The sequence below is a fragment of the Nitratireductor pacificus pht-3B genome (assembly GCF_000300335.1).
GTDB classification, from domain to species: domain Bacteria; phylum Pseudomonadota; class Alphaproteobacteria; order Rhizobiales; family Rhizobiaceae; genus Nitratireductor; species Nitratireductor pacificus.
This window is the reverse complement of the sequence record NZ_AMRM01000011.1, coordinates 78,286-90,842: the sequence shown is the minus strand read 5'-3', so window position 1 is coordinate 90,842 and position 12,557 is coordinate 78,286. Positions and strand designations below refer to the sequence as shown.

Below are 12,557 nucleotides of genomic sequence, written 5' to 3'. Positions count from 1 at the left end.
TGGCCCAGTTTTGCAAAACTGTGTCAACAGGCAACGAAACCGCGTCCCGGCTCTCGTCCCGCTCACAAACCGGGCGCCATCGCCCTTCGGGAGTTTACCCGGAGGGTAATCGACTGCCCATGGGGAATGCTGCACAGTCCCCGGGAAGTCCATTCAGAGCGGGATCGACCGGCCGCCAGCCCCGGCCCGGCGCCGTGTCTCGTTGCTCGAACACTCCTTGGATCATCGCCCGACCAGCCAGATTTTCTTGCCGCCCTGTCGATTCTCCGCTCCGCCGGGCGTCCTCGGGTCAACCCGGCACGCACGGGCAAAACCGCTCAACAGAGGAAGAATGAGATGCTGAAGTTCATGCTTTGCGCAATTCTTGCAGCTGCCGTCATCACCACCGCAACGCCCGATGCCGCTCGCGCGGAGAGCACATCTCCGGCCATGCAGTCCGACTCCCGGGCCACGAAGACAGGCCGGCAGTCGGTCAACGGCGTGGACTACTATTACGAGATCCACGGCGAGGGCGAGCCGCTCCTGCTGCTCCACGGCGGCCTTGGCTCGATCGACATGTACGCGCCGATTCTCCCGATGCTGGTGAAGAGCCGCACGGTGATCGCGGTCGATCTGCACGGCCATGGCCGCACGCAGCTCGGCGACCGGTCGATCGACATGGCCGACATCGGCGCGGACATGGCCGTTCTGGTCGACGCGCTCGGCTACGACCAGGTCGATGTGCTGGGCTATTCGTTCGGCGCCTGGACCGGGCTCCACATGGCCGCGCAGGCGCCGGAGCGCGTCCGCCGGCTGGTGCTCATCTCCATGCCCTATTCCCGCGAGGGCTTCTTCCCCGAAATGCTGCCCCAGCAGGCGCAGCTTTCCGGTGCGGCCGCCGAGGCCATGAAGGACACACCGATGTACCAGTCCTACCTGGCGGTCGCGCCGGAGCCCGGCGAGTTCCCGAAGCTTCTGGACGAAGTCGGTGAGCTGCTGCGCAGCCCCTACGACTACTCGGCCGCAGTGAAGAAGCTCACCATGCCGGTGATGCTCGTCTACGGCGACAGCGACATGATCCGGCCGGAGCACATCGTCTCCTTCTACCAGATGCTCGGCGGCGGCCTGAAGGACGCCGGCTGGCAGCGCGAGTACATGGCAGGCAACCGCCTCGCCATCCTGCCGGACCTCACCCACTACGAGACCTTCATGGCGCCCGAAGTGTATCGGGCGGCGCTGCCCTTCCTCGACGGAAAGAGCGGCATGAAGAGCTGGGCCGAGGCCGTGAAGGGAGAATAGCGTTTGCAGTCGGGGCGGATGCTGCCCACATCCGAGCAAAAGGCCGGAGAGCGAGGAAAACCGACCTCGGCGCCATAGCTCCCCACCTCTGGTGGCGCCCGGCATCCCCGATACTGCAGACCGGCCAGCCCGCGAAGGGCGGCCGGATAGTCGCCGGGGGCCTTGCTGCCTCCGGCGACCATTTGGACCTGATGACGCCCCTTGTATCAGATTCGATCGGATGGGTTGACGATCCACTCAGCTCGAGCCGGCGCAGGCGCAAAGGGTGGCGGCCGCCTGGCCCGGGCTGCGGATATGGGTCGCGGAACGCACATTGCCCCTGCAGGAATCGAACTTCCTCCAGTCCGGCACGTTGACCGTGGAGCCGGAAATGACCCCCCACTGCTTGTAGACGCCGACCTGCCGCATTTCGAAATAGGTTCCGTTGTTGCACTGGACGCCATGGTGGCTGTCGCTGCCGCTCCCGATGAAATTGAGCTGGAAAGCCGAGGCGGCGCCCATCCCGATGCCGAGTGCCAGGGCCGTTGAGCATGCAACTGAAATAAGTCTCATATGGAAGTTCTCCCGGAAAATGGATCTGACAGCGGACCTGACCACAAGGGGTGCATTTCAGAAGGATCACGGCCCGTCTGTGCCGTCAGAATGTGGCGCTGCCGTCCGGGAGTAAATTCGCACAGATGTGCTACTGGGCACCGCTGCTGGAGGGCTCAGCCTTGACCTGCCGCCCTGCTGGACGGGCTTCGGGAGCCGGCATGTGTTCGCCGTTCGAAGAACCGGCGGCAGGCGTGCTTCTCCGGGTGATCTTCGGCCCTGATGCGCGCGACAAGCGGCATGCGCGGATCGGGAACGGCCTGCAAGCCGAGATCGGGCAGCCACCATTGCGCCCGGCCCTCCTGTCGAGTGGCGAAAATTCACCAATGCGTGTCTTATCTCTTTGTTTTTCCAATCTCATTCGAGTTCAGGCGATCCACCTGACCGGAGAATGATCCGCGACCAGGATCCATTGATGGAGCATCGGAACAACCGAAAACCGGATTCCACTTTCCGCCCCGATGCTCTAGATTGGGGCCGTGACGGGTGGGGGCTCGGCAACGAAGCAGCGATTCTCCAGAGGCCCGTGACCGCACATGCCCGAGAGCTTTTCCATCGTCGGCGCTCACATCCGCTTGAGCGCGAACCTTCTCGTGCGGCTCGGTGCCCCGCTGAGCGCCATCTGGATGGGCAGCTACCTTCTCCACATCCTGCTGCTGCGCGGCGCAGTCGAGATCGGGTTCCTGAGCCGTTTTGCCGGCCTGATCGCGCTCGCGCCCATCATATTGCTGCAGCTTATCGTTTTCGCGGGGATGTTCATCGTCCTGCGCGACGGACTGCCGCTGTTGCGGCGACGGCGCCAACACATCAAGGCTGAAACGACAGAGCCCGAGACCCGAGACCGCGGTTTCTTTGCCGGCGCGCTGCTTGCCGTTCTCATCCCCTTCTACGGCTACTACGCGGGCTGGGGCTTCCTTTCGAACACGTTGCGCGACTATTCGAAACTTTTCCTCGATGCGCAGCTGAGCCGGATCGACTTTGTGAACCCCGACGACAGCGGCCCCACGGCGCTGGAGGTCGAGAGCTCCCTGTGGATTGGCGTGGCGGTCCTCGTCATATGGGTGCTGCGCCGGGCAGCGAAGGAACGGCACAGGAAGACCGGCGGTCGTCTTTGGCCGCTGTTCATCGTGGCCTGCGAGGCGACCTGGGTCCTGCTTGGCCTTTACCTGATCTCGGGCTGGCAGGGCCAGTTCGTCGAATGGCTTGCGCGCTTCCCGTCACCGCAGGACATCTTCCGGTCATTGGTCCCCGCAGCCGGTGCGGAAGTGATCAGCCCGGAGGTGCGCCCGGTGGACTGGCCAGCCGAATTCCAGCTTTGGCCGTGGCTGAAGTCGCTGTTCTGGTATTCGGCCCTGCCCCTGATCTGGTTCAATCTCGGCGCGATCATCTACGGCCACGACCTGAACATGATGACCAGCGCGACCGAACGAATGACCGGCCGGGTGCTGAACCGCTGGACCAGCCTGCCGAAGCCCCTCACCGACTTCATCGGATATTTCTGGGGCGGAACGATAAAGCGGTGGCATGCGGTCGCCAACGGGGTGATGCTGGCGGCATCGGCCGGCGCGGCGCTGACGGTTTCCGTCATCGTGCTCTGGCGTCTTGCCGACTGGCTCGGGCGATGGGCCTGGATAGGCGCGACAAGGATTCTCGGCCCGCAGGATCAGCTGGTGTGGCGGCTCCTGGAAGCCCCCTTGAACATCCTGTTCGGCGTTCCGGGCCAGCCGCAGAATGGGCTGATCGTGGTGATCGTTCAGTTCTGCATTCTTGCGGCAGGGCTGGAACTGGCCGGACGCGCCCAGCAGCAGCAGGCGACCGCACCCGAGCCGGCGCCGCAGAGTTGATCGGCGCGCCGGCGATAATTGCGATCTGAAGACACGCACCGTCGGTTCGATCTCGAAGGCGAGCGCGGAGGGCCGCGTTCCGTATCCCGAAACCCGCAGGGTCAGATCGTCGAGCGCCGACGCCGGAATGCGATAGATCTGGTCGAACGTCGCCGGGCCGGCTTCCGAGACCGCTCCCGGACTGCAATTGCCGTTGTCCTTCCCGTCCGGCGCCAGAATCCTGATCGCGCCACGTATCGAATAATCCTGGAGAGGCAGCCAGGTCTCGCCACCTGCCCCTTGCAGGCTGGCGCGGCAGTCTATCCATGAGTTCGCGGCTTCGGGCGCGCCCTGAAGATCGAGACGCACGTGAAGGAGCGCACGATCCGGCTGGCTGTCGACGACCGCCGCGCGCGCTTCCCGCACGCCGACGCGCACCCCCGCCAGTGCTCCCTCGGCACCATCGGCGCTGGTGACGTCCCATTCCCGCTGATGGGCGAGATCCCTGAAATCCGGCCATCCCTTCAGGCCGAGCGTGGCGACGAACAGCAAGAGCGTTGCCCCGAGCCAACGTGCCCGCCTCATGGTTCCAGCCTCAGCATGGCCTGTCTTTCCGGGAGGGTCGTGGGCTCGGCAAAGTGCACCGCGCTGTCCAGGACCGCGCTGCCGCGCGCCATCAGCACAAGCCGACCGCCGACGATCTCGTCTTCGGGCAGCTCGAACACGGCGAGGGACCGACCGTTCAGCAGCGGTTCGAAGCGTGCCGAGGCGAGAATGCGGGGAGCGCCGTCGAGACGGGTGGACTCCTTGTATTGCCGGCCTGTCGCGCCGAGCCAGATCGCCTCGACCTGCTGCGAGCCCCGTCGCGCCGAGATCGAAAGCTCGGCGACCAGAAAGATGGCCGAAGTGTCTCGGACGATATCCTTGCCGTACCTGGTATAGGAGATCGCGTCGCTCGACCGGAAGCCGCGCAGCTCAGCCGTGAACGACCGTCCCTGTCCGAACCCGTTTTCGTCAGCGTGCACGACGAAGGGCTGGAGGCTGGCGTCGTAGCCGGGCAGCGTGTTCATCATCGTGCCGAGCATCGCACCGCCGAGCACGAAGACCACCAGATTGCCGGCATGGCTCATGCGCCGCGCTCCGGCCGTGCGCTCAGGATGCCGGACGGACGGAACGACAGCCAGCTTGCCTTGGCATAAAGATTGTCCTTCAGCTTGAACTGCTGCGCGCTGAACGCGACAGTCACCTCCTGTTCGCGCCAAGTGTCCGGAATGTCCCAGACGATGGCGACATCCACGCGTATGCGCGGTTCGATCTGCCCCAGCAGCTCTCCGTCACGGACCAGATAGATTTGCGGCGGCGGAAAATCCAAGCCGCCCGAGGAGAGCGCGGGCAGCCTGTCCGGCGGGCCGAATGCCCCGACCTGGCTTATGCCCGTCACGTTCTCGAGCTGCCCCGCGAGAACGATTTTCCGGCCGCCCTGCGAGCCGGCCATTGCCGACGGCGCCGCCGTCTCGATGGTGAGCTTCCGCGGCGTGAAGACCGCTCGACCCGTGCTGACGGGCGCGCCAAAGGCGATCTCCGGCGGGGCATCCGGCACGCGCGCAGCCTCCACCTTCATCCACCAGGCAACGCTGATGGCGGCAGCGATGCCGATCGCGGCGAGTATGCGGACCCAGATTCGATGAACGGTCGACTGCAGTGAATGGCGAACCATCTGCGCATAGAAACCGATGCCCGGATGCTGCACAACTACTTCTGGTTTCGTGGCGTGCGATTTCCCGTTTTGGAAGACCGGGGCATTGTTTTATGACAATTTCAGGAGAGCGAAACAGCTATGGCGGGCTGCAGCCGATGAAACGGCGAGCTACGTTTACGCTATAGCCCTCTGGAATGAGGCGCGAGCAAATGGCTCCAATGGGGTGGGAAGGGGACTGGCAGCTTAAGTATCGTTCGACGGCATAGCTGCCATCCGATTCTAGAACAGTTCGTCCAACAGCAAATGAAAAAGCAATTTTCCTCGGTCCATTTCAGAAATGCCGTACCGGGTGAGAAACCGCTCCTGTAGCGGTTCCCCGAATTCTCCAAGACCGTTCCAGAGTATCGCTAAATCCTGGTAGCGGTCCGCGATACCAACACGTCCTGCATCGACACAGCCGGTCACCCTACCGTCCAAGATGAGTAGATTGTCGAGCGAGAAGTCGCCATGTGTGACGACTGGATCGGGCGCGAGCGGCAGATTTTTCTGCATCTCCTGCCAAACCTGTTCAGCCGTCCAACCGTCTCGATCGTCATCGAAGTCATCTTCGTCGACCAGACCAGCGTCGATCCGTTTTCGCGCCAAGCCGAGCCTATGGGCATGATTGCTGGTGAAGGGGCAACTGCTAATCGGGATTGTATGTAGCGTCCGAAGAAACTCTGCCAGCGCATCGACAATGGCCACTCTATTGGCCGGATGCGCCTCGATGGCCTGATAGGCGGTTTCCCCCGGCAAGGCCGTCATGAGAAGCCAAGCTTCGTCGGAAGTGCTGACGAAATGCGTAACAATCGGTACGGGGACATGGTCGGCTAACCAACGCAATCTGACCATCTCGTCCACAAGGTCATTGGCGACGGTATTACGGCCGTGCTTGAGGAAGAGATCGGGTGCGCCAGGCTTGCCATGGAGCCGGTAAACTGTGCCGCCGGCCTGACCGATCGTGTTTCGCGCCCACGCATATCCGGTAAGCTCTTCCGATAATCCTGCCGGCATCGGCGCCACCTCGTAGACCTCTTTTGGGTCGCCCGTCACTGCTCAAATTCCTCTGACACTCAGGCTGCTTTTAGCAGACAATACCGTCACACTAAACGGCCGCAATGGGGTCGCAAGCCGCCATGGGGCGCCCAAGATATACCGGGCTTCAGCGTAGAAGTGGCGGTCTGCCACGCCACTTGGTGTAATGCGGTGATCGGCGACATTATCGCGTTATGGAAGGCAGTCGGCGGCGCTTGGCGGAGAGGGAGGGATTCGAACCCCCGATACCCTTGCGAGTATGCCGCATTTCGAGTGCGGTGCTTTCAACCACTCAGCCACCTCTCCGCGAGATGCTGGCAGGCCGTTGCCGGCGCGGCGCACTAGATAGCCGGTGAAGGCCTCCGTTACAAGGGCCAATCTGCGGCAATGTTCGCCCCGGTTTCCCGCATGTCTTGACCTTCGCCGCTCCTTCCATTATGCACACGCGACTTGCGGCATGGGAAAGTCTTCGTGCCGTTCGTACATTAACCCGCAAAGACTGACAAAAAGACGGCAGGCCGCCCTTCGGCGCGCGCCAAAGCCGGACCGGACACTGAAAGGCTAAAAAGATGTTCGCAGTCATCAAAACCGGTGGCAAGCAGTACCGCGTCGCCGCCGACGACCTGCTCCAGGTCGAGCTCGTCGCTGGCGAACCCGGCGACATCATCCAGTTTGCAGACGTCCTCGCCGTCGGCGTGGGCGCGGACGTGACCTTTGGCGCGCCGCTCGTCGATGGCGCCAGCGTGGCCGCCGAAGTCGTCGAGCAGGGCCGCGGCAAGAAGGTCATCGCGTTCAAGAAGCGTCGCCGGCAGAATTCGCGCCGCAAGCGCGGCCATCGCCAGCTTCTGACTACGGTGCGCATCTCCGAGATCCTGACGGGCGGCGCCAAGCCTTCGAAGAAGGCCGCGGCCAAGCCGGCAGCGAAGGCGGACGAGAAGCCCGCCAAGAAGGAAGCCGCGCCGAAGAAGGCGGAAGCCAAGGCCGACGCCCCGGCAGCCGCAGCGCCGCTGTTCACCGCGCCGAAGGGCGAGCCCGACGATCTGACCAAGATCAAGGGCATCGGTCCCGTGGCCGCCGGCCAGCTCGCCGAGCAAGGCATCACCACCTTCGCCCAGGTGGCGAAGCTCACGGACAAGGACATCGCCAGGATCGACGAGGCCATGCCGTTCAGCGCCGACCAGATCACCGACTGGCGCGAGCAGGCCAAGGAACTGGCGAAGTAAGGCAATCCCAAGAAAGGCGGGACCATGGTTCCCGCCCGGAATTGCCCAAGGTACGAGATGAGCCGCGAAAGCGGGTTGAAAACGAACGCGCGACAGCGCATTAGGAATACAGGCGCTCTTCCGGGCGCGAAGGAGTAACACGATGGCACACAAAAAAGCTGGTGGTTCGTCGCGCAACGGTCGCGATTCAGAATCCAAACGCCTTGGCGTGAAGAAATTCGGCGGCGAGAAGGTGCTGGCCGGCAACATCATCATCCGTCAACGCGGCACGAAGTGGCATCCCGGCGTCAACGTCGGCATGGGCAAGGACCATACGCTTTTCGCTCTCGAGCAGGGCGCCGTGTCCTTTGCTAAAAAAGCCAATGGCCGAACCTACGTGTCGGTAAACCCGATTACGGAAGCAGCGGAGTAGCCGGTCCGCTTCACCAACACCGGCGACCCATCTCGGGGACCGGTGTCTGGACAGTCCGGAAAAGGTTCGAAAGGGGAGATGGGTTGCCGTCTCCCCTTTTATTTTGTCCGGAGGAAAGAAGATGGTTGCTGAAAGTGAAGAGGTTGAGAGTGAGAGTATAAGGATCGACTGCCCCGTCCTGGTCACCGAGCGTCTGGTGCTGCGCACCCCCCGCGAGGATGACGTGACGGAGCTGGTCGAGCTTGCCAACAACCGGCGTCTGGCCGAGATGCTGGGACGGATGCCGCACCCCTATCGCCTCAGCGATGCGGATGCCTTTCTCACCCGTGTGCGCACGGGCGTCATGGACGGCTGCACCTATGCCATCACGCTCGCCGGAAGCGGCGCCTTCATCGGCTGTGCGGGAATGGACACGCGCGCCCGCGGCCTCGAAATGGGCTACTGGATCGGCGAACCCTACTGGGGCCGCGGCTACGCCACGGAGGCGGCCCATGCCCTGGTCGACCTGGCCTTCCGCGCCACCGACATCGAGCGCCTCAACGCCTCCTGCCGCGTCACCAACACCGCCTCGCGGCGCGTCATCCACAAATGCGGCTTCCAGTATGCCGGCCAGGGCATGACGGATTCGCTGGCCGCCGGCAGGGTGCCGGTGGAGCGCTACCAGCTCGACCGCAAGACCTGGGTCAGCCTGCGCAGCTGGGGCGCCTGAAACGATCGAGCATGTCGCCCGAAAGTGGAGCCGGTTTCGGGACGACGGCATGGGACAAGGCAAGGACCTGAAGCGTGTCCGGCGAATCCGAAAGATCGCGATACGCTTTGGAAGAAGCGGGCCGCGCCTTGCGGCCCGCTCTCGCACTTCCGCGCGCGATGCTGTAGACGATGGCGCTGGAGCATTCCGCGATCGGGAAAACACCCGGCGCGGTGGTGCCGCAGGACATGAAAGACGGGCAAACCGATGAAATTTCTCGATCAGGCCAAGGTCTATATCCGCTCCGGCGACGGCGGGGCCGGCTCGGTCTCGTTCCGCCGTGAGAAGTTCATCGAGTTCGGCGGGCCGGATGGCGGCGACGGCGGGCGCGGCGGCGATGTCTGGGTGGAGGCGGTCGACGGCCTGAACACGCTGATCGACTACCGCTACCAGCAGCATTTCAAGGCGGAGACCGGCAATCACGGCATGGGCCGCACCCGCACCGGCGCCAAGGGCGGCGACAAGGTGCTGAAAGTGCCGGTCGGCACGCAGGTCTTCGAGGAGGACAACGAGACGCTGATCTGCGACCTGACCGAAGTGGGCCAGCGTTTCCGGCTCGCCACCGGCGGGAATGGCGGCTTCGGCAACCAGCATTTCAAATCCTCGACCAACCGCGCGCCGCGCCGTGCCAATCCCGGCCTCGAGGGCGAGGAAGCCTGGATCTGGCTGCGCCTGAAGCTGATCGCCGACGCCGGCGTGGTCGGCCTGCCCAATGCCGGCAAGTCGACATTCCTGGCAGCGGTGACGGCGGCCAAGCCGAAGATCGCCGACTACCCCTTCACCACGCTGCATCCCAATCTCGGGGTCGTGCGGGTCGATGCCCGCGAATTCGTCATGGCCGACATTCCGGGCCTCATCGAGGGCGCGCATCTGGGCGTCGGCATCGGCGACCGGTTCCTTGGCCATGTCGAGCGCACGCGGGTGCTGCTGCATCTGGTCTCGGCGCGCGAGGACGACCCGGCCGTCGCCTACGAGACCGTGCGCGCCGAACTCGCCGCCTATGGCCACGGGCTGGAGGAGAAGGCAGAGGTCCTGGCGCTCAGCCAGGCCGATCTTCTCGACGAGGAGACCCGCGCCGAGAAACAGGCAGCCCTGGCCAAGGCGGCCGGCCGCGTACCGCTCCTGCTTTCGTCGGCCACCGGCGAAGGCGTGCAGCAGGTGCTGCGGGCCCTGATGCGGATCATCGAGGACGACCGCCGCGAGGAACAGGCCGATGACACTCCCGACGAGCGTTGGCAGAAGTAACCCGTCATGACCCGTCCCCTGCTCCCGGCACACCGCCGCATCACGGTGAAAATCGGCTCGGCGCTCCTGGTCGACCGCAAGACGGGCCTGAAGCGCGCCTGGCTTGCGGCGCTGGCCGACGACATCGCCGCGCTGCGCGCCGGCGGCGTGGAGGTGCTGGTCGTGTCGTCCGGCGCCATCGCGCTCGGCCGTACCATTCTGGGCATCGAGCGACGCACCCTGCGCCTCGAGGAGAGCCAGGCCGCGGCGTCGGTCGGCCAGATCGCGCTGGCCGGGGCTTGGGACGAAGAGCTGCGCAAGCGCGGCCTCAAGTCCGGCCAGGTGCTGGTGACGCTGGGCGACACGGAAGAACGCCGCCGCTACCTGAATGTGCGCGCCACCATCTCCACCCTTCTGAAGATGGATGTGGTTCCGGTGATCAACGAGAACGACACCGTCGCCACCAGCGAGATCCGCTATGGCGACAACGACCGGCTCGCCGCCCGCGTCGCCACCATGCTCGGCGCCGACCTCCTGGTGCTCCTGTCCGACATCGACGGGCTTTACACGGCTCCGCCCGCCGGCAATCCCGACGCGCGGCACATCCCGCTGGTCGAGGCGATCACCCCGGAGATCGACGCGATGGCGGGGGCCGCCGCTTCCGAACTGTCGCGCGGCGGCATGCGCACGAAGCTGGATGCCGGGCGGATCGCCACGGCGGCCGGCACCGCGATGATCATCGCGTCGGGAACCCGGCTCAACCCGCTCTCCGCCATCGACGAGGGCGCGTGCTCCACCCTGTTCCTGCCGAGCAAGACGCCGGTGCGCGCCTACAAGACCTGGATCGCCGGCCAGCTGGAGCCGGCCGGTACCATTCACGTCGATGACGGCGCCGTGCGGGCGCTGGCATCCGGAAAATCGCTGCTACCGGCAGGCGTGACGCGGGTCGCCGGCAGTTTCGCCCGTGGCGACACGGTGGCGGTTCTCGGGCCGGACGGCCGCGAGGCGGCACGCGGGCTGATTGCCTATGATGCGGCGGATGCCGTAAGGATTGCCGGGCTGAAGACCGGCGACATCGCCGGGGTGCTGGGCTACGAGGCGCGCGCCGCGATGGTGCATCGTGACGATCTGGTGCTGACGCCGCGCGTCCGGCAGGCCCAGGCGGAGAGGACGGAGGGATAGATGCTGATGGCCAACCGGCAGGACGGCGGGGACATCGCAGCGCTGATGAACGATCTGGGCACGCGCGCGCGCGCCGCCGCGGGGCCGTTGTCCATAGCCACCCCGGCGCGGAAGAACGCCGCGCTCGGCGAAATGGCGTCCGCGCTGGAGCGCAACCGGGATGCGATCCTTGCCGCCAATGCGACGGACATGGCGAACGGCGAGGCCGCCGGCCTCTCGGCCGCGCTTCTCGACCGGCTGAAGCTCGATCCGTCCCGCATCGCCGCGATGGCCGACGGGATCCGCGCCATCGCATCCCTCGAGGACCCCGTGGGCAGCGTCATCGCCGAATGGGACCGGCCCAACGGGCTGCGCATCGAGCGCGTTCGCACGCCGCTCGGCGTCATCGGCGTCATCTATGAGAGCCGGCCCAACGTCACCGCCGACGCCGGCGCGCTCTGCCTCAAGGCCGGCAATGCCGTCATCCTGCGCGGCGGCTCGGATTCGGCCCATTCCTCGGCGGCCATTCACGCCTGCCTGGTCGAGGGGCTGGAGAAGGCCGGCCTGCCCGCAGACGCCATCCAGCGCGTGCCGGTCACCGACCGCGCCGCCGTGGGCGAGATGCTGAAGGGCCTCGGCGGCAACATCGACGTGATCGTGCCGCGCGGCGGCCGCAGCCTCGTCGAGCGCGTCCAAAACGACGCGCGGGTGCCGGTCTTTGCCCATCTCGAGGGCATCTGCCACCTCTATCTCGACCGTTCGGCCGAAAGCGGCATGGCGCTCTCCATCGCCGTCAACGCCAAGATGCGCCGCACCGGCATCTGCGGCGCGGCGGAGACGCTGCTGGTAGACCGCGCCGCGGCCGACCAGTTGCTCGTCCCCGTGCTCCAGGCGCTGTCCGAGGCCGGTTGCGAGATCCGCGGCGACGCGGAGGTCCGCACCCGGTTCCCGGCCGCCCTGCCCGCCACCGAGGAGGACTGGCGCACCGAATATCTCGACGCCATCATCTCGGTGAAGCTGGTCGACGGCATCGGCGGGGCGATCGATCACATCGGCACATGGTCGTCGCATCACACGGAGGCGATCGTCGCCGAGGATGCGGCGGCGGTGGAGCGCTTCTTCAACGAGATCGATTCGGCCATCCTGCTGCACAACGCCTCGACGCAGTTCGCCGACGGCGGCGAATTCGGCATGGGCGCGGAGATCGGCATCGCCACCGGCAAGATGCATGCGCGCGGTCCGGTCGGGGTCGAGCAGCTCACCTCGTTCAAGTATCGCGTCCGCGGCACAGGCCAGATCCGCCCGGTTTGATGCCCCACCCCTC

General features: G+C 65.3%; 13 protein-coding genes and 1 tRNA gene. 9 read left to right on the top strand and 5 right to left on the bottom strand.

Annotated features, from left to right (window positions below):
• Positions 1–336: 336 nt before the first annotated feature.
• On the top strand, positions 337–1,278 hold the full coding sequence (locus NA2_RS11430) for an alpha/beta fold hydrolase (RefSeq protein ID WP_008597018.1): 942 nt from the start codon (positions 337–339) through the stop codon (positions 1,276–1,278).
• 237 nt (positions 1,279–1,515) lie between these two features.
• On the opposite strand, the gene NA2_RS11425 is transcribed toward NA2_RS11430, so the two are convergent.
• Positions 1,516–1,830, bottom strand: coding sequence for a hypothetical protein (locus NA2_RS11425; RefSeq protein ID WP_157188210.1), 315 nt, complete (start codon positions 1,828–1,830; stop codon positions 1,516–1,518).
• 200 nt (positions 1,831–2,030) lie between these two features.
• On the opposite strand from NA2_RS11425, the gene NA2_RS21945 reads away from it, so the two are divergent.
• Together NA2_RS21945 and NA2_RS11420 are read left to right on the top strand one after the other, a co-directional pair.
• The gene (locus NA2_RS21945) at positions 2,031–2,264 is read left to right on the top strand and encodes a hypothetical protein (protein WP_157188209.1); all 234 of its coding nucleotides are present in this window, start codon (positions 2,031–2,033) and stop codon (positions 2,262–2,264) included.
• A 141-nt stretch (positions 2,265–2,405) separates the two neighbouring features.
• Complete coding sequence (locus NA2_RS11420) at positions 2,406–3,713, top strand: hypothetical protein (protein WP_008597015.1); 1,308 nt, start codon at positions 2,406–2,408, stop codon at positions 3,711–3,713.
• Positions 3,714–4,273: 560 nt separating this feature from the next.
• Here NA2_RS11420 and NA2_RS21265 read toward each other — a convergent pair.
• From NA2_RS21265 to NA2_RS11400, 4 genes are all read right to left on the bottom strand, one after another.
• On the bottom strand, positions 4,274–4,822 hold the full coding sequence (locus tag NA2_RS21265) for a hypothetical protein (protein WP_008597014.1): 549 nt from the start codon (positions 4,820–4,822) through the stop codon (positions 4,274–4,276).
• Positions 4,819–5,442 (bottom strand): lipase chaperone, encoded by a 624-nt coding sequence (locus NA2_RS11410; protein ID WP_008597012.1) that lies wholly within the window; start codon positions 5,440–5,442, stop codon positions 4,819–4,821. Before NA2_RS11410 ends, NA2_RS21265 begins: the two co-directional genes overlap by 4 nt.
• Positions 5,443–5,670: 228 nt before the next feature.
• On the bottom strand, positions 5,671–6,483 hold the full coding sequence (locus NA2_RS11405; RefSeq protein WP_008597011.1) for an APH(3')-I family aminoglycoside O-phosphotransferase: 813 nt from the start codon (positions 6,481–6,483) through the stop codon (positions 5,671–5,673).
• A 198-nt stretch (positions 6,484–6,681) separates the two neighbouring features.
• Positions 6,682–6,771: transfer RNA gene (locus NA2_RS11400), tRNA-Ser, on the bottom strand.
• A 263-nt stretch (positions 6,772–7,034) separates the two neighbouring features.
• Here NA2_RS11400 and NA2_RS11395 point away from each other — a divergent pair.
• The 6 genes from NA2_RS11395 to NA2_RS11365 all read left to right on the top strand — a co-directional run bounded on the left by NA2_RS11395 (position 7,035) and on the right by NA2_RS11365 (position 12,544).
• Positions 7,035–7,688, top strand: a complete 654-nt coding sequence (locus NA2_RS11395) for a 50S ribosomal protein L21 (RefSeq protein ID WP_008597010.1) — start codon at positions 7,035–7,037, stop codon at positions 7,686–7,688.
• Between the two features lie 142 nt (positions 7,689–7,830).
• Entirely contained in the window at positions 7,831–8,100 is a 270-nt protein-coding gene (gene rpmA, locus NA2_RS11390) for a 50S ribosomal protein L27 (protein ID WP_008597008.1), read from the top strand.
• Between the two features lie 121 nt (positions 8,101–8,221).
• Positions 8,222–8,809, top strand: coding sequence for a GNAT family N-acetyltransferase (locus NA2_RS11385; RefSeq protein ID WP_008597007.1), 588 nt, complete (start codon positions 8,222–8,224; stop codon positions 8,807–8,809).
• Between the two features lie 246 nt (positions 8,810–9,055).
• A complete protein-coding gene (gene obgE / locus NA2_RS11375; RefSeq protein WP_008597005.1) occupies positions 9,056–10,093 on the top strand; it encodes a GTPase ObgE in 1,038 nt (345 codons plus the stop codon).
• A gap of 6 nt (positions 10,094–10,099) precedes the next feature.
• Complete coding sequence (proB, locus tag NA2_RS11370; protein ID WP_008597003.1) at positions 10,100–11,254, top strand: glutamate 5-kinase; 1,155 nt, start codon at positions 10,100–10,102, stop codon at positions 11,252–11,254.
• Positions 11,255–12,544 carry a glutamate-5-semialdehyde dehydrogenase gene (locus tag NA2_RS11365; RefSeq protein WP_040677548.1) on the top strand — a complete coding sequence of 430 codons (1,290 nt, stop codon included), beginning with the start codon at positions 11,255–11,257 and terminating at the stop codon, positions 12,542–12,544. It abuts the gene before it with no gap.
• Positions 12,545–12,557 lie beyond the last annotated feature (13 nt).